General features: G+C 29.9%; 16 protein-coding genes. 15 read left to right on the top strand and 1 reads right to left on the bottom strand.

Features of this window, described 5'->3' with window-relative positions:
• Position 1 precedes the first annotated feature (1 nt).
• The 5 genes from CQA75_RS01930 to CQA75_RS01910 all read left to right on the top strand — a co-directional run bounded on the left by CQA75_RS01930 (position 2) and on the right by CQA75_RS01910 (position 5,308).
• Positions 2-766 (top strand): ABC transporter ATP-binding protein, encoded by a 765-nt coding sequence (locus CQA75_RS01930; RefSeq protein WP_137623376.1) that lies wholly within the window; start codon positions 2-4, stop codon positions 764-766.
• A 1-nt stretch (position 767) separates the two neighbouring features.
• A complete protein-coding gene (locus tag CQA75_RS01925) occupies positions 768-1,592 on the top strand; it encodes an ABC transporter substrate-binding protein (RefSeq protein WP_137623375.1) in 825 nt (274 codons plus the stop codon).
• Positions 1,589-3,496, top strand: coding sequence for an iron ABC transporter permease (locus CQA75_RS01920; RefSeq protein WP_137623374.1), 1,908 nt, complete (start codon positions 1,589-1,591; stop codon positions 3,494-3,496). Before CQA75_RS01925 ends, CQA75_RS01920 begins: the two co-directional genes overlap by 4 nt.
• Positions 3,497-3,559: 63 nt before the next feature.
• Positions 3,560-5,071 carry an AMP-binding protein gene (locus CQA75_RS01915; RefSeq protein WP_137623373.1) on the top strand — a complete coding sequence of 504 codons (1,512 nt, stop codon included), beginning with the start codon at positions 3,560-3,562 and terminating at the stop codon, positions 5,069-5,071.
• A gap of 9 nt (positions 5,072-5,080) precedes the next feature.
• A complete protein-coding gene (locus tag CQA75_RS01910) occupies positions 5,081-5,308 on the top strand; it encodes a phosphopantetheine-binding protein (RefSeq protein ID WP_137621509.1) in 228 nt (75 codons plus the stop codon).
• 74 nt (positions 5,309-5,382) lie between these two features.
• Here the strand turns inward: CQA75_RS01910 and CQA75_RS01905 are convergent, their stop codons facing one another.
• A complete protein-coding gene (locus CQA75_RS01905; protein ID WP_137623372.1) occupies positions 5,383-6,597 on the bottom strand; it encodes a DUF2920 family protein in 1,215 nt (404 codons plus the stop codon).
• 143 nt (positions 6,598-6,740) lie between these two features.
• Here CQA75_RS01905 and lepA point away from each other — a divergent pair, with 143 nt between their 5' ends.
• From lepA to CQA75_RS09505, 10 genes are all read left to right on the top strand, one after another.
• The gene (lepA, locus tag CQA75_RS01900) at positions 6,741-8,531 is read left to right on the top strand and encodes a translation elongation factor 4 (protein ID WP_137623371.1); all 1,791 of its coding nucleotides are present in this window, start codon (positions 6,741-6,743) and stop codon (positions 8,529-8,531) included.
• 102 nt (positions 8,532-8,633) lie between these two features.
• The gene (gene mapA, locus CQA75_RS01895) at positions 8,634-9,275 is read left to right on the top strand and encodes an outer membrane lipoprotein MapA (protein WP_137623370.1); all 642 of its coding nucleotides are present in this window, start codon (positions 8,634-8,636) and stop codon (positions 9,273-9,275) included.
• Positions 9,272-9,847 carry a ComF family protein gene (locus tag CQA75_RS01890; protein WP_137623369.1) on the top strand — a complete coding sequence of 192 codons (576 nt, stop codon included), beginning with the start codon at positions 9,272-9,274 and terminating at the stop codon, positions 9,845-9,847. The genes mapA and CQA75_RS01890 overlap by 4 nt, the downstream gene beginning before the upstream one ends.
• Before the next feature lie 40 nt (positions 9,848-9,887).
• Entirely contained in the window at positions 9,888-12,461 is a 2,574-nt protein-coding gene (gyrA, locus tag CQA75_RS01885) for a DNA gyrase subunit A (RefSeq protein WP_137623368.1), read from the top strand.
• A 67-nt stretch (positions 12,462-12,528) separates the two neighbouring features.
• Positions 12,529-13,050: a flagellar assembly lipoprotein FlgP gene (gene flgP, locus CQA75_RS01880; protein WP_137623367.1), complete on the top strand. Its 522-nt coding sequence runs from the start codon at positions 12,529-12,531 to the stop codon at positions 13,048-13,050.
• Positions 13,026-13,475, top strand: coding sequence for a hypothetical protein (locus tag CQA75_RS01875; RefSeq protein WP_137623366.1), 450 nt, complete (start codon positions 13,026-13,028; stop codon positions 13,473-13,475). The genes flgP and CQA75_RS01875 overlap by 25 nt, the downstream gene beginning before the upstream one ends.
• Positions 13,476-13,522: 47 nt before the next feature.
• On the top strand, positions 13,523-14,818 hold the full coding sequence (locus CQA75_RS01870; RefSeq protein ID WP_137623365.1) for a sigma-54-dependent transcriptional regulator: 1,296 nt from the start codon (positions 13,523-13,525) through the stop codon (positions 14,816-14,818).
• A gap of 1 nt (position 14,819) precedes the next feature.
• Positions 14,820-15,860, top strand: coding sequence for an aspartate-semialdehyde dehydrogenase (locus CQA75_RS01865; RefSeq protein ID WP_137623364.1), 1,041 nt, complete (start codon positions 14,820-14,822; stop codon positions 15,858-15,860).
• Positions 15,860-16,366, top strand: a complete 507-nt coding sequence (locus tag CQA75_RS01860; RefSeq protein ID WP_137623363.1) for a YqhA family protein — start codon at positions 15,860-15,862, stop codon at positions 16,364-16,366. The genes CQA75_RS01865 and CQA75_RS01860 overlap by 1 nt, the downstream gene beginning before the upstream one ends.
• A gap of 56 nt (positions 16,367-16,422) precedes the next feature.
• Positions 16,423-16,614 carry a pyruvate ferredoxin oxidoreductase gene (locus CQA75_RS09505; RefSeq protein WP_137623362.1) on the top strand — a complete coding sequence of 64 codons (192 nt, stop codon included), beginning with the start codon at positions 16,423-16,425 and terminating at the stop codon, positions 16,612-16,614.
• The last annotated feature ends 7 nt before the right edge of the window (positions 16,615-16,621 follow it).

The following is a 16,621-nucleotide window of genomic DNA, read 5'->3' as shown; positions in this document are numbered from 1 at the left end:
AATGGCACTCATAAAAAGTTGCAATGTAAATTTTAAAAATCAAAATCAATATATTATTTATCCTACAAATTTATGTTTTGAAAACGATAAAATTTATGCTCTTATGGGGCATAATGGTTCAGGAAAATCTACTTTATTGAAAATTTTAGCCAGACAATTAAAACCATCTTCTGGAAAAGTTTGCTTTGATGATGAAGATATAGCGAAACTTCCTTCAAAAAAATTAGCTCAAAAAATAGCTTATTTGCCGCAACATTTGCCTAATTTAGGATATTTAAGCGTAAAAGAACTTGTGAAAATGGGGCGTTATTCTTATGAAAAATTGTTTTTTAAAAATCAAGATGAAGGATTGATCGAAGAAGTGATGAGATTGACAAATACTTTAAGTTTGTCAAATAGAGAAATTTATACCCTTTCTGGTGGAGAAAAGACAAGGGCTTTTTTAGCCATGCTTTTGGCTCAAAAAAGCGAATTTTTATTTTTAGATGAACCTTTGGCTGCTTTGGATATCGTGTATCAATTTGAATTGATGGAATTAATATCTAGATTAAATAAAGAATTTAAAGTAGGTATAGTGCTGATTTTGCATGATATTAACTTAGCGGCATTGTATTGTGATGAAATCATTGCTTTAAAAAAAGGAAGGGTTATTTTTAATGCAAGTAAGCAAGAGTTTATGCAAGAAGAAAAATTAAAAGATATATTTAATATTGATGCTAACATTATAGAGCATCCTAAGAGAAAATCTCCTATTGCGCTTTTTTGATATGAAAAAAATTGCTGTTTTATTTTTAATTTTATTTGAATTTATACAAGCTAAAGAATTAAAAATTATCGCTTTAGATTGGACTATGGCTGAAACAATGATGATGTTAAATTATCAACCTTTAGCGGTTGGAGATAAAAGGATATACAATACTTGGGTTAAAGAACCTGCTTTGCCTAAAGATGTAAAGGATGTTGGTCTTAGAGTTCAGCCTAATATAGAATATATCATCAATTTAAAGCCTGATTTGATCATAACTTCATCTTTATTTAGCATTGATAATTATCTTTTAAAAAATAAAATAAAAATTATTGATTTTTATCAAAATAAAAAAGATGTGTATTCTAGCATCAACGAAGGTGTTTTACAGATAGGAATTCTCTTAAATAAAAAGCAAGAAGCCTTAAATCTTATCGACGATACAAGAATCTTTTTTGAAACTTCTAAAAAGAAATTACGTTATACCAAACCCATTGCTATAGTTCAATTTATAGATAAAAAACATTTAAGAATTTATAATAAACACAGTCTTTTTGGTGCGGTCTTGGATCAACTTGGTTTAAAAAATGCTTATGATAAAAATACAAACAATGCTTGGGGCGTTGATATCATAAGTTTTTTAGATCTTTTAAAACTTCCAAAAAAGACAAAATTTATAGTGATTAAGCCAACTCCTTTTGTGCTTGATGAAGAATTAAAGCAAAATCCTTTTTATCAAAAAATGAATATTTTTAAGGATTATAATGAATTAGAGCCTATTTGGAGTGCGGGATCATTGATGAGTATGAGACGTTTTGCTAAAGATCTTTTGAAGGTGATTGAGTGAAAAAAATTATTTTTTCATGTATATTTGTATTGATTGCTTTATTTTGTATTTTTCTTTTTTTTGAATTTGATTTTTTAAAAAAATATGATCAAGAAAATTTACTTTCTTTTGTTTTTATAAATTATAATTTAAGCCGTTTTTTTATGTGTTTATTGTGCGGTTTTTTACTTGCTTTTTCTTCTTTGATTTTGCGTATCGTGATGCAAAATCCTTTAGCCAGTGATACAACTTTAGGTGTGGCTCCAAGTGCTAGTTTTGCTATCTTAATCGCTACTTTATTTTTTCCTGATTTTTTAAATATTTCAAAAGTGTTGATGGGCTTTTTAGGGGCTTTTTTAATTTTATTTTTAATTTTTATTTTTATGCTTAAAAAGCATTTAAATTCTACAAGTATCATCCTTTTAGGTCTCATAAGTGGGATGGTTTTTGGCGCTTTAAGTTCTTTGATGATTCTTTTTTATCCAGAGGAAAGCAAGTCTTTTTTACTTTTTAATAGTGGTTATTTTACTCAAAATGGTTTTAAAGATGTTATAGAGCTTTTTTGTTATTCTAGCATAGCGTTAATTAGCTTGTATTTTTTTATCCCTTATTTAAAAATTTTAAATTTAGGAGATGAGCTTGCAAGCAGTGTTGGGCAAAATATCTTTTATGTTAAATTTTTTGCCTTGTGTTTGAGTGCTTATTTTATCACTTTGGTGGTTTCTTTTGTAGGAGTGATTAGCTTTTTAGGTTTGTTTGCGAGTATTTTTGTGGAATTTTTTAAGATAAAAAACACAAGAAAAGAGTTTTTGCTTTGTGGTTTTTTAGGCTTTTTTTTATTGTTTGGGGTGGATTTATTTTTACAAATTTTACAAATTACAAAAGGGGTTGATTTGCCTACAGGGGGAGTTTTGGCATTGCTTGGATCTCCGCTACTTATTTTTGCTGTTTTTAAAATGCTAAAAGAAAATTTTAGCGATGATGATATTTATATTTTTTCTTATTTTAAGGAAAAATATATCATTTTAGGTTTAATCTTACTTGTTTTGATGCTATTTTTTCTTAATTTATATTTTGATTTTTCAACTTTGAGTTTTAAAAATATATTGAATGAAATTTTAGCATTAAGATTAAATAAACTTGTTATTTTGCTTTTATGCGGTGTTTTGTTAGCTTTGGTTGGGTTTATCTTGCAAAGATTGAGTTTTAATCCTATGGCATCACCTGAGATGCTAGGGATTAATTCTGGAGCAAGTTTGGGCGTCTTGTTTGCTTTGTGTTTTTCTTTAGAGTATGTTCAAATTTTTGCTATTATAGGGGCTTTATCGGTTTTATGCTTTTTATTTTTTTTAAGCTTTAAATTTAATATCAATATGCAAAAAATCATCCTTGTAGGCATAGCTATAATGTTTTTTGCAGATGCTTTGGGCAAAATTTTCCTAGCTAGTGGAGATTTTAAAGCTTATACTTTTTTAGCTTATACTCAAGCAGGACTTATTAATATAGATGAAAATTTAAGTTTATTTTTATTAATTTATACGGGTATTTTTTTGTTGGCTTTATATATGCTATATCCTAGTTTAAAAATTTTTTCTTTAGGGGAAAATTGTGCTTTAAGCGTAGGGCTTAATGTGGTAAAAATTAGAATTATCTTTCTTGTTTTAAGTGCCCTTGCTTGTGCTTTAAGTGCTTTATGTATAGGTCCTTTTGGCTTTGTGGGTTTATTGGCTCCTCATATTATGAAATTATTGGGTATTAAAAAGCTTTATAATCAACTTTTTGTGGCAGCTTTGCTTGGAATTTGCTTAATGTTTTTAGCTTATTTTATATCTAAAATCATTTTATTTCCTTATGAAATTCCTTTGGGTATTGTAGCGACTTTACTAGGAAGTATTTATTTATTTTTTATGATAAAAAGATATTAAAATTTTTATTAAGCTTATATTAAGTATAATCAAATTTTAATTTCATCATAAAGGCTTTCTTCCATGCTCACCCACATCTATAACTTCCTAGAAAAAAGCGTTGAAAACTTTAGTGAAAAAATAGCCTTTGTTGAACCTTTTGCCAAAGAAGGTAAAAAAGAAATCACTTATAAAGAATTTGATCTTTATTCTAAAAAAGTTGCTAGTGAAATTTTAAGAACTTTAGATAATAATACCTTACCTTTGCAAAAAGCCATTCTTATTATCTTACCTAAAGGCATTGATTGTTTGATTTCTTTTTTTGGTGTAGCCTTAAGTGGAAACTTTTATACACTCTTAGATGAAAAAAGTCCTAAAGAAAGAATAGAAAAAGTTATAGAAGTTTTAAAACCAAAACTTCTAATCACTTCTAAAGAATTAAAATTAGATTTAAATTTACCTACTCTTTATACAGAAAATTTTAAAAATTTTAATATCGATGAAAATCTAATCACTAAGGCTAAAGAAAACCATATCGATACTAATTTACTTTATGTACTTTTTACCAGTGGGAGCACTGGAATTCCTAAAGGAGTAAGTATAGCTCACAAGAGTGTGATTGATTATACGTTAAAAATTTATGAAATTTTGGAGATTGATTCTAAAAATTCTTTACTTAATCAAACTCCGTTTTATTTTAGTGCTTCTGTGAGAGATATTTTTTCAAGTGTAAAAGTGGGTGCAACTTTACACATCATCCCTAATCATGTCTTTGCTTTTCCAAATGAAATTTTTTCTTATATGGAAAAAGAAAAAATCACTACTATTTCTTGGATACCTTCAGTTTTAACCCATCTTTGTAAAGGAAATGCTTTAGATAAATATAGACTTGATTCTTTAAAAACTGTAGCTTGGGTGGGTGAGATTATGCCTACCAAAACTTTAAATATTTGGAAAAATCATCTTAAGGAGGCTAAATTTATCAATCTTTACGGCCCAACCGAGATTGCTGGAACATGCACCTACTACATCATCAACCGCCCTTTCAAAGATGATGAACTCTTACCTATAGGTAAAGCTTGTAAAAATACAGAACTTTTAGTCTTTGATGAGAATATGAATTATATAAGTCCTAAAGAAATAGGCAAAAAAGGAGAATTATATATAAGAGGAACTTCTTTATCTTTAGGATATTACAATGATAAAGAAAAAACTAAAAAAGCTTTTCTACAAAATCCTTTACATGATAATTATTTAGACTTAGTCTATAAAACAGGAGACATTGTTGCTTATAATGAATTTGAAGAATTATTGTGTTATGGAAGAGCTGACAATCAGATCAAATACATGGGTCATAGAATAGAACTAGGAGAAATAGAAAGTATTATTAATTCTCATGATAAAGTAAGAAACTCTGCTTGTATTTTTAAAGAAGAGATCATTTGTTTTTATGAGAGTAAAGAAGAAATTGATTTTAGAATGTTTTTAAAAGATAAATTACCTCTTTATATGATACCCAAACATTTTAAAAGAATCGATGGTTTTAAACTCAATCAAAATGGTAAGATTGATAGGGGTTATTATAAAGAACTTTAAGGAGGGAAAATGGAAGAGATTAAGCAGTTTTTTATCAATATAGGTAGAGCTGATGTTGATGAGAATATGCAAAATTTGGTTAGTGATAATATCATCGATAGTTTAGATGTAATGAATTTAATCAATGAAATTGAAAAACATTATAATAAAACTTTAGATTCTGATTTTATGCGACCTATGTATTTTGAAAGCTTTGAGAGCATTAAGCAAATGTTAGAACTTGCCATGAAAGATTAACTTGTTTGAATTTATTTTAAACAAGTTAAAAAATCTAATATAAAGTTAAATTTGGGATAAAAATTTTTTATCTTTTAAATAATTTCTAGCTTAAATTTATCCCCTTCATCTTTAAATTTAAAAACCTTATTTTTGCAAGGATAAGAAATAGAATTTTCTTTCATAGGGAATTTTTTATCTTTTAATTTTTCAAGCATTAAAGGGAGTTCTTTTTCAAATAAAGTTCTATTATTTAACCTCATACCATGTTTCAAACTTTTAATATATTTACCATCGATATCCTTTTCATCTTGGATTAAATGTAAAGTTGCATCAAGATTAAGTTGTTTTAAACATTTATAAAGTTCTATTTTATCTTTGGCAGGAGTATTAATATCTTTAGTGCTGTGATAAGAAACATAAATTATATTTGGATTAGCATTAGCCCCAAGAATAAGATGAGAAGAATTTAAAATCGCTCTTATCATATAATTTTCATCTTTAAAATAATAAGGAGAATTAGGATCTTTTCTTGTCCAATGGGTTCTAGTGCTACATCCTACAATTGTATTTGGATCATTAAAAGTATACTCAAATTTTAATAATTCTTTTCCAAATAAATATTCAAGTCCAGGCAAAGCTCCTCCTGAATTATCAATCACACCATCTACATACCAAGGAGCAATTTTGGCTATAAGCAAAGATAAGTTTGCTCCGTATGACCCCCCCCCGTAGATCTTTGGTAAATTTGCAAATTGTGGATAATTTTTAACAATATCTTTTAAGGCATTGATATGATCAATAGCAGCCATAATGCCATAGTTTTGATATTCATCATTAGGAGGGATAAAAGTTGAAGTAAAGCAAGCTTTGTAATCTTGTGGAATTTGGTTATTTGATTTTAAATTTGATATTGTTTGATTTAGGATTTGATAATAATTATCTGCATTGTAAATATTTAAATCATATGTATTTATGCCAATATTTTCTAAAGCCTTTTTTAAATTTTGCAAATCATCTTCTACAAACATTGTTGTAGCACTATACTTTTCTTCATTCGATCTTCTTTGACAAAAACAATGATAAAAAACATTCACCACAACGACATCAAATTTTTTAGCGATATATTCTCTATCAAAGTCTAAAAAAGAAATATTAGCATTAGCTCCATATCCATACGCAATAAAAACTATAGCTTTCATTTCTTTTTCATCATCATAAGTCATACGATATTCTAGTTTTGAAGTTCTTTTAATATTAAGCTCTACATCATCACAAGAAGAAATTTCATAAGTTTTATTGACAAGCATTGATAACCTTTTAATATTTTAAAGATGATTATACTTAAAATTTGGTAAAAAATAAAAATACACATCTATGTTAAGATTAAATTTAATCATTTCTGAAAAATATTTTTGCTAAAATTTTAAAAAGTATATTTTTTAGGAAGACAATGGAAAATATTAGAAATTTTTCAATCATAGCGCATATTGATCATGGAAAAAGCACTCTAGCAGATAGAATCATTTCAGAATGTGGAGCTATTAGCGATAGGCAAATGAGTGCTCAAGTTATGGATACTATGGATATAGAAAAAGAACGAGGCATTACAATAAAAGCCCAATCTGTTCGTTTAGAATACACCTTTAATAATCAAAAATATATTTTAAATTTGATCGACACTCCAGGTCATGTCGATTTTTCATATGAAGTAAGCAGATCTTTGGCAAGTTGCGAAGGAGCTTTGCTTGTAGTCGATGCTTCTCAAGGCGTTGAAGCACAAACCATAGCCAACGTTTATATCGCTCTTGAAAATAATCTTGAGATTATCCCAGTTATCAATAAAATCGATCTTCCAAATGCGGATGTAGAAAAAGTTAAACATGAAATTGAGCATATTATAGGTATAGATTGCAAAGATGCAATTTGTGTGAGTGCTAAAACAGGTTCGGGAATAAAAGAGCTTATAGAAACGATTATCACTAAAATTCCAGCACCAAAAATAGACAATGAAGCTCCTACTAAAGCTTTAATTTATGATTCTTGGTTTGATAATTATTTGGGTGCTTTGGCTTTAGTGAGAATTTATGAAGGACAAATTTCTAAAAATGATGAAGTTTTGGTAATGAGTACAAATAAAAAGCATATTGTCCAAGATCTTTTTTATCCCCATCCTTTAAATCCAATCAAAACGCAAAGTTTAAAATCAGGCGAGGTTGGAGTTGTCGTTTTGGGACTTAAAACTGTTGGCGATGTGCAAGTTGGAGATACCATCACTTTAACTAAAAATAAAGCTAAAGAAGCTATAGGGGGTTTTGAAAAAGCAAAGGCTTTTGTATTTGCAGGACTTTACCCTATAGAAACGGATAAATTTGAGGATTTAAGAGATGCTTTAGATAAATTAAAACTTAATGATAGTTCCATTACCTACGAGCCAGAAACTTCTTTGGCTTTAGGTTTTGGCTTTAGGGTTGGTTTTTTAGGTCTTTTGCACATGGAGGTTATTAAAGAAAGATTAGAAAGAGAATTCAATCTTGATCTCATTGCTACAGCTCCAACGGTAACTTATGAAATTTATCAAACCAATGGAGAGCTTTTGAAAATTCAAAACCCTAGCGAACTCCCACCAGTTAATAAAATCGATCATATTAAAGAGCCTTATGTTAAAGCTACAATTATCACTCCGAGTGAGTTTTTAGGAAATTTAATCACTCTTTTAAATCGCAAAAGAGGGATGCAGGTGAAGATGGACTATATCACACCTGAACGTGTTTTATTGGAATACGATGTGCCTTTAAATGAAATTGTGATGGACTTTTATGATAAATTGAAATCTTTAACTAAAGGATATGCAAGTTTTGATTATGAGCCGATTGAATTTCGTGTTGGAGATTTGGTTAAGCTTGATATTAAAGTAGCGGGAGAAAATGTCGATGCTTTAAGCATTATCGTGCCAAATGAAAAAGCGCTTAGTAAAGGAAGAGAGCTTGTAAGTGCGATGAAAGAAATCGTTCCTAGACAGCTTTTTGAAGTTGCTATTCAAGCAAGTATAGGAAATAAAATCATTGCAAGAGAAACGGTTAAATCTATGGGAAAAAACGTAACCGCAAAATGTTATGGCGGGGATATTACTAGAAAAAGAAAGCTTTTGGAAAAGCAAAAAGAGGGTAAAAAAAGAATGAAGGCTATCGGTAAAGTTCATTTACCTCAAGAAGCCTTTTTAAGTGTTTTAAAAATTGATTAATTTTTTAAATTGAACTTATTTTTAAATTGCACTTGAAATTTGTTGATAATTTTAATACAATGCTTGAAAAATAATTTTTTATAATAAATTTAAGGAGAAAAAATGATTAAAAAGTGTTTGCTTTTTGTGCTTGCTGCTCTGTTTTTGAATTCTTGTGCTAGCAAGAATACTTTTGATCAAGTTAATCAAATTTCTAAAGATTCAGCGTGCAGTCCTTGTGAAAGCCCGAGTGGTTATGAAGCTAAAATAAAAGGTCTTTTATATATCAGTGATATTGGAATTCAATGTTGTGCTAACAAACGCACTCTAGATACTGCGGTGGCTTTGAAAAAAGTATATTTGCATCGTTTTTATGATTTAAAAGAGGAGCAAAAGGTATTTTTTGCGAAAAATCAAAAATTGTATGTAGATTTAGATTTTAATGCTATTTTTTATGTTTATTTAAAACAAGAACTTCAAGCTAGAGGCATTGTAGTGCTTGACGATAATAGCGCGGATTCTCCTTATGTGACTAAAATTGATCTTGCTTTTTCAAAATACAGTGCAAGACAAGATGGAACAGGGTTGCATTCAAAACTTGTTGGAGTTTTAAATTTAAGCGATGTTAATAAAAATAGAAAATTTACCTTACGCACAAAACAAGATGTACAAGGTTTTGAAAATTTAAAAGACGTTCCATTTTATACACATTTACTTATAAAACAAATGGCTAATAAAGCAGCAAGCATTATTTCAGAGCTTTGAAATGTTTAAATTGCGGAGGTTTTACTCTGCTTTGTTTTTGCGATGTTTGTTCTCAAGAATTATCTGAATTTTCTTTAGGGATAAGAGTTCTTGAGGATAATTTTAAAGTGTATTCTTTTTATAAATATCACGAGATAAAACATTTATTACACTCCAAACATCATTTTTATGGTTATTTTGTTTTTCATTTTTTAGCAAAGCTTAGTTTTGCTAAATTTAAAAATTTCTTTTCTCCTGATGAAAAAATCAATGTTATAGCCTTAGATGATAGGGTGGAAAATTTACTCTATTCTCATTCAGCCATTTTAGCTAAATACTTAAAAACTAAGTTCATTAAGCCTGTATTTGGAGCTTTACATTTTCAAAATTCTTTAAAATATTCCGGAAAGAGTTTGACATATAGGCAAAAAAATAAAAGAAATTTTAAACTTTTAAAAAGAATTTCTCATCCTGTGATTTTAGTTGATGATATTGTAACTTCGGGTTCTAGTTTATTGGAAGCTAAAAAATTTTTAGAAAAAAACAAAATTTCTGTTCTTTTTGCCCTTGTTTTAGCTGATGCAAAAGTTTAATATGGTAAAATAAAAATTTCAATATTGTGGAAGGATTTTTATGGAAAATATTTTTAACAAAGATTCTGATATTGAGATTGTCGATATAGAAAATTCCATTAAAAGTAGTTATTTAGATTATTCTATGAGTGTTATTATCGGGCGTGCTCTTCCGGACGCAAGGGATGGTTTAAAGCCTGTGCATAGAAGAATTCTTTATGCTATGAATGATCTTGGTGTTGGGAGTCGCAGTGCTTATAAGAAATCCGCGCGTATTGTCGGGGATGTGATCGGTAAATACCATCCACATGGCGATATCGCTGTTTATGATGCCTTAGTAAGAATGGCGCAAGATTTTTCTATGCGTTATCCAACTATAGATGGGCAAGGAAACTTTGGATCTATAGATGGAGACGGTGCTGCTGCAATGCGTTATACTGAAGCTAGAATGACGATTTTAGCTGAAGAACTTTTACGTGATATTGACAAAGATACGGTGGATTTTATTCCAAATTATGATGATTCCATGAATGAGCCTGATGTTTTACCTGCTAGGGTGCCAAATTTATTGCTTAATGGATCTAGCGGTATTGCGGTGGGTATGGCAACCAATATTCCTCCACATAGTTTAAATGAATTAGTTGATGGTCTTTTATATTTACTTGATAATAAAAATGCCACTTTAGAAGAATTGATGCAGTTTATCAAAGGCCCTGATTTTCCAACCGGCGGTATTATATATGGCAAAAAAGGTATTATTGAAGCTTATCGCACTGGACGCGGTCGCGTAAAGATTAGAGCAAAAACTCATATAGAGAAAAAGTCAAATAAAGATATTATTGTTATAGATGAACTTCCTTATCAAACTAATAAAGCAAGACTCATAGAGCAAATCGCTGATCTTGTAAAAGAAAAACAGATCGAAGGAATTTCTGAAGTCAGAGATGAAAGTGATAGAGAAGGAATTCGTGTTGTTATAGAGCTTAAACGCGAAGCAATGAGTGAAATTGTTTTGAACAATCTTTTCAAATCTACAACAATGGAAAGCACCTTTGGTGTGATTATGCTTGCCATTCATAATAAAGAACCAAAGATTTTTTCTTTAAGTGAGCTTTTAAATCTCTTTTTAACTCATAGAAAAACAGTTATTATTAGAAGAACTATTTTTGAACTTCAAAAAGCAAGAGCAAGAGCGCATATTTTAGAAGGTCTTACTATTGCACTTGATAATATTGATGATGTGATAGCTTTGATTAAAAATAGCCCTGATAATGCTAGCGCAAGAGATTCTTTAATGGCAAAATTTGGCCTTAGTGAAATTCAAGCTAATGCTATTTTAGATATGAAACTAGGTCGCTTAACAGGACTTGAAAGAGAAAAAATAGAAAATGAACTTGCAGAGCTTATGAAAGAAATCGCAAGATTGGATGAGATTTTAAAAAGTGAAAAATTACTTGAAGATTTAATCCGCGATGAATTGAAAGAAATTAAAGCTAAATTTGATGTACCACGTATCACTCAAATAGAAGATGATTATGATGATATAGATGTGGAAGATTTGATTCCAAACGAAAATATGGTGGTGACTATCACTCATCGTGGTTATATCAAGCGTGTTCCAAGTAAACAATATGAAAAACAAAAACGTGGTGGCAAGGGTAAGCTTGCTGTTACGACTTACGATGATGATTTTATAGAAAGCTTCTTTACAGCAAATACTCACGATACCTTGATGTTTGTAACCGATCGAGGTCAGCTTTATTGGTTGAAAGTTTATAAAATTCCAGAAGGATCAAGAACTGCTAAAGGAAAAGCTGTTGTTAATTTGATCAATTTGCAAGCTGAAGAAAAAATTATGGCAATTATTCCAACAACTGATTTTGATCAAAGTAAATCTTTATGCTTCTTTACAAAAAATGGTATTGTTAAGCGTACTAATTTAAGTGAATATCAAAATATACGTAGCGTTGGTGTAAAAGCGATTAATCTAGATGAAAACGATGAACTAGTTACAGCAATCATTGTCCAAAGAGATGAAGGAGAAATTTCTTTAGCTCCAATGGTGGATAATATTGATACAGAAAATGAAGTGGAAAATGAAGAGTTGCTAGAAGAGGAAACAAAAGGAAAAATGCTTTTTGCAGTTACAAAAAAAGGTATGTGTATCAAATTTCCTCTTGCAAAAGTGCGTGAAATTGGCCGCGTAAGTCGCGGGGTAACGGCTATTAAATTTAAAGAAAAAAATGATGAATTAGTGGGCGCTGTTGTCATAGAAAATGATGAGCAAGAAATTCTAAGTGTTAGTGCTAAAGGTATAGGAAAACGCACAAATGCTGGAGAGTATAGACTTCAAAGTAGAGGAGGCAAGGGTGTTATTTGTATGAAACTCACTGATAAGACTAAAGAACTTATTAGTGTGGTGATTGTAGATGAAGACATGGATTTGATGGCTCTTACAAGTAGTGGAAAGATGATCCGAGTTGATATGCATAGTATTCGAAAAGCCGGACGCAATACAAGTGGAGTTATCGTTGTAAATGTAGAAAATGATGAAGTTGTTAGCATTGCTAAATGTCCTAAAGAAGAAGTTGATGAGGAAATTAGCGATGAAAATCCAGATTTAAATTTAGAATAGTTTTGTAAAAAGTTGGAACGCTTTTTGCTTATAGATATTAATGACAAAAAATTTTGAAGGTGTAAATATGAAAAAAATTTTTATGATGCTAGTTGTAGCAGGAATTTTTGTTGGCTGTGTGCCAAGTGCTAATGGGGTAGCGGGTAAGAATGTAAGTAGCGCTCCTGCAAATTCTCAAGCTCCAGAAATTATTGTGCAAAAAGTTGATAAAGATGATGTACGCGATATCATCAAGCAAGAAAAAATGTTAGCTCCTGATACAACAGATAGCGAGCTTAGTTTTACTGCTGTTGGAGAAGGTATTGCTCCGATGAATACTGTTTCTACAGCTCAAGCACTTGCACTCGCAAAAAGAGCAGCTATTACAGATGCTTACAGACAACTTGCAAGCAAACTTTATGGTGTGAAAGTAAATGGTAAAGATACTGTTAAAGATGCTATGCTTAGAAGCTCAACTATTACTGCTCAAGTAAATGGATTGATCAAAAATGCAAGTATTATTGATGAAAATTTTAATCAAGGTCTTTATAGAGTAAATGTAGAACTTAAGATTGATGCGGACAAGTGGAAAGAATTGTTTGCTTATTGATTTTTTTAAGCTTGAAAGTTTTTGCTCAAGATGAATTTATATTTTGGGCAGAACTTTCAAGTAAAAATTTAATTCTTTTTCATCAGAGTCAAAATATCTCTTTGGCTATGACTCAAAGTGAAAATGCTATCAGCGAATTTGCCTGCGAAATCCCTTATGATAATGATGATTTAAAAAAATTTCCTAAAACTGAATTGGGCATGATTGATGATCATATGGCAAAAAATATCAAGCTTAATTTTTTAAATTCTCACAAAGAAGAATTAATCGATTGTTTTACTGGTGCAAAAGTTTCTATAAAAGATATCACAAAAACAGATCTTATGAAGGCTCAAAATGAAATTTATATTAGAATTTTACCTTTACGTTTTAGCGTGGATTTTGGTTTAAAAAGTGCCATGATATATTATCTTAAAAAAAAGTGACTTTAAGCCTTATTTTGTTATTATTGTAAAAATTCTAAAGGTTGGTAATGAATTTAGTGATCGTAGAAGATGATATCAATATGAGAAAATCTCTCGAAATAGCTTTGGGTGAATACGAGGAATTTAAAATCAAATCCTATAAATCAGCCACGGAAGCACTTAAAAAAATCGATTCTAGCACAGATTTGATTATTACAGATATAAATATGCCTGGTATGGATGGTCTTGAATTTGTTAAAGCTTGTGAAAACAAATATGACTTTATTATTATGACAGGAAATGCAACTTTAAATCGTGCCATTGAAGCTATGCGACTTGGAGTTAAAGATTTTTTGACCAAACCTTTTGATATAGAAACTTTAGTTGAAGCTATTAAACGTGCAAAGATTATACGTCAAAAAACTTCTGATAAAAAACCTAAAGGACAAAATACCCATAAAAATACAGGTTTTTTCTCTACATCCGAAAAACTAGAACAAACTTTAAATTTAAGCAAAAAGGCAGCAAAAACAGATGCTTCGGTTATGTTTTTTGGTGAAAGTGGAGTGGGTAAAGAGGTTTTTTCTCGTTTTATTCATGAAAATTCACAACGTTTTGATAAGCCCTTTATAGCTATTAATATGGCTGCAATTCCTGCAAATCTAATAGAAAGCGAATTATTTGGATTTGAAAAAGGAGCCTTTACAGATGCTAATGCTACTAAAATAGGTCTTTTTGAAATGGCCAATGGAGGAACTTTATTTTTAGATGAAATTGGCGAAATGCCTTATGAGATACAAGCAAAACTTTTAAGGGCTTTACAGGAAAAAGAGATTGTAAGGCTCGGAAGCACTAAAAATATTAAAATCGATGTAAGAATTATAAGTGCGACTAACGCTAATTTAGATGAAAAAATAAAAAATGGAGAGTTTAGATCAGATCTTTATTATCGTTTAAATACCATTCCTATAAATATTCCGCCTTTAAGAGAGCGTAAGGAAGAAATCTTAGAAATTGCTAATAAAGTTCTTGAGCAAACTTGTCAAGAGTATAATTTTGAAAACAAATGTTTAAGTAAAGAAGCTGAAAAAACTTTACTAGAATACAATTATCCAGGTAATATTAGAGAACTTATTTCTATAGTGCAACGTGCTTGTATTTTAAGCGAAGGAAATGAAATTTTACCTCAAGATTTATTTTTGGAAGCTAGGACTTTTAAAAAAGATGTGAAAAATTTGGAAAAAGAATTATTAGAGCAAATTTTAAAAGAACTTGGTTTTGATAAACAAAAAGCGGCAAATGAACTTGGAATGAGCCTTGAAATTTTAGAGAAAAAAATCAAGCAATATCAAATAAAGGAATAAAATGGTAAAAAAACAAAAAATAGCTATAGTTGGCGCAACTGGTGCTGTTGGGGAGGAGCTTTTAAACGTTTTAGAAGAGCTTGAATTTCCAGTTGAAAGCATCTTGCCTTTAGCAAGTGCTAAAAGTGCAGGCGATGAGATAGAATTTAAAGGAAAAGTTTATAAAGTAAAAGAATTAAAAGAAGACACTTTTAAGGAAAATCCAGTCGATATCGCTTTTTTTAGTGCAGGCGGAAACATAAGCAAACAATACGCTAAATTTGCCGTTGAGTGCGGTGCTGTAGTTATTGATAATACTAGTCATTTTAGAATGGATAAAGATGTTCCTTTGGTTGTTCCAGAATGTAATTTTGAAGATATTAAGGATTGGAAAAAAACAGGAATTATTGCAAATCCAAATTGCTCAACGATACAAATGGCACATGTTTTAAAACCACTTGATGATGTTTTCGATCTTAAGCGAGTGGATGTAAGCACTTATCAAGCTTCTAGTGGTGCGGGTAAAGAAGGTATGCAAGAATTAGTTGAAGGAATGCAAAGCTTTTTTGCTTTTAAATTAGACGAATTTAAAGCTCAAACTTTTCCACACACTTTGGCTTTAAATTTAATTCCGCACATTGATGAATTTACAGATAGCGGATACACTAAAGAAGAGTTAAAAATGATCAATGAAACGCAAAAGATTTTACATAAAAAGCTTCAAATTTCAGCGACTTGCGTTAGGGTTCCGGTCTTAAGAAGTCATAGTGAGTCTATTACTATGCATTTTAATCAAGAGGTTGATGCTGCTAAAGCGCGTCAAATTTTAAAAAAGGCTCCAAATGTTGTTGTTTTAGATGATCCAAAAAATAAAAAATATCCTATGCCTTTAACCACAAGCGATACTAATGAAACCTATGTAGGAAGAATTCGTTCAGATCAATACGATAAAAAAATACTTCATTTGTGGTGCGTTGCGGATCAAATTCGTGTAGGAGCGGCGACTAATGCCGTTAGAATTGCTCAAAAATGGTTGGAATTGAAAAATAATCAGGAAAAATAATGTTAGAAAAAATTTTTGAATCTTTATTGGTTAAAAGTCGCATAGTTACAATTTTGCCTGTGATATTTGGGCTTATAGGTGCTTTTGTGCTTTTTGTGATTGCAAGTTATGATGTTTTTAAAGTGATTTTATACACTTATAATTATTTTTTTGGTTTAAATGCAAGTATTGATTTGCATGAAGATGTTGTTGCTTTGATCATAGGAGCTGTGGATCTTTATTTGATGGCTTTGGTTTTGTTTATTTTTTCTTTTGGTGTTTATGAGCTTTTTATCAGTGAAATTGAAGAATTTAAACAAATGAAACAAAGTAAAGTTTTAGAAGTGCATAGTTTAGATCAGCTTAAAGATAAGCTAGCAAAAGTTATTATTATGGTTTTGATTGTAAATTTTTTTCAAAGAGTTTTGCAAATGAAATTTTCAACACCTGTGGATATGACTTTTTTAGCAGGTTCTATCTTGGCACTTTGCTTGGGTCTTTATTTTTTACATAAAGGAAATCATTAAGATTGATTATCTTTTTTTGATATAATCAACTCTTTAATTTTTAATAGAAAGTGTATATGAAAATAATATTATTTTTTATTTCAATGATGCTTTGTTTAAATGTTTGCAATGCGACACCTTTGGATGAAATTTTTAAAGATATTGAGGTATCTGGAACTATACGTTATACGTGTGGAAATTCAAAGAGTAAAAATATCCATGGCTATAATTTTAACAGAAATGATATCAATATAAGTAAAATAAATTAAGGAAATA

The organism is Campylobacter taeniopygiae (genome assembly GCF_005406225.1).
Classification (GTDB): Bacteria; Campylobacterota; Campylobacteria; order Campylobacterales; family Campylobacteraceae; genus Campylobacter_D; species Campylobacter_D taeniopygiae.
Note: the sequence above shows the minus strand (reverse complement) of the source record. Positions and strands in the feature narration are given on the sequence as shown.

What these genes read in the sequence shown, in the direction of transcription:
- CQA75_RS01930 (WP_137623376.1), top strand. Translation starts at nt 2, where the DNA reads ATGGCACTCATAAAAAGTTGCAATGTAAATTTTAAAAATCAAAATCAA.
- CQA75_RS01925 (WP_137623375.1), top strand. Translation starts at nt 768, where the DNA reads ATGAAAAAAATTGCTGTTTTATTTTTAATTTTATTTGAATTTATACAA.
- CQA75_RS01915 (WP_137623373.1), top strand. Translation starts at nt 3,560, where the DNA reads ATGCTCACCCACATCTATAACTTCCTAGAAAAAAGCGTTGAAAACTTT.
- CQA75_RS01910 (WP_137621509.1), top strand. Translation starts at nt 5,081, where the DNA reads ATGGAAGAGATTAAGCAGTTTTTTATCAATATAGGTAGAGCTGATGTT.
- CQA75_RS01905 (WP_137623372.1), bottom strand. Translation starts at nt 6,597, where the DNA reads ATGCTTGTCAATAAAACTTATGAAATTTCTTCTTGTGATGATGTAGAG.
- lepA (WP_137623371.1), top strand. Translation starts at nt 6,741, where the DNA reads ATGGAAAATATTAGAAATTTTTCAATCATAGCGCATATTGATCATGGA.
- mapA (WP_137623370.1), top strand. Translation starts at nt 8,634, where the DNA reads ATGATTAAAAAGTGTTTGCTTTTTGTGCTTGCTGCTCTGTTTTTGAAT.
- gyrA (WP_137623368.1), top strand. Translation starts at nt 9,888, where the DNA reads ATGGAAAATATTTTTAACAAAGATTCTGATATTGAGATTGTCGATATA.
- flgP (WP_137623367.1), top strand. Translation starts at nt 12,529, where the DNA reads ATGAAAAAAATTTTTATGATGCTAGTTGTAGCAGGAATTTTTGTTGGC.
- CQA75_RS01870 (WP_137623365.1), top strand. Translation starts at nt 13,523, where the DNA reads ATGAATTTAGTGATCGTAGAAGATGATATCAATATGAGAAAATCTCTC.
- CQA75_RS01865 (WP_137623364.1), top strand. Translation starts at nt 14,820, where the DNA reads ATGGTAAAAAAACAAAAAATAGCTATAGTTGGCGCAACTGGTGCTGTT.
- CQA75_RS01860 (WP_137623363.1), top strand. Translation starts at nt 15,860, where the DNA reads ATGTTAGAAAAAATTTTTGAATCTTTATTGGTTAAAAGTCGCATAGTT.
- CQA75_RS09505 (WP_137623362.1), top strand. Translation starts at nt 16,423, where the DNA reads ATGAAAATAATATTATTTTTTATTTCAATGATGCTTTGTTTAAATGTT.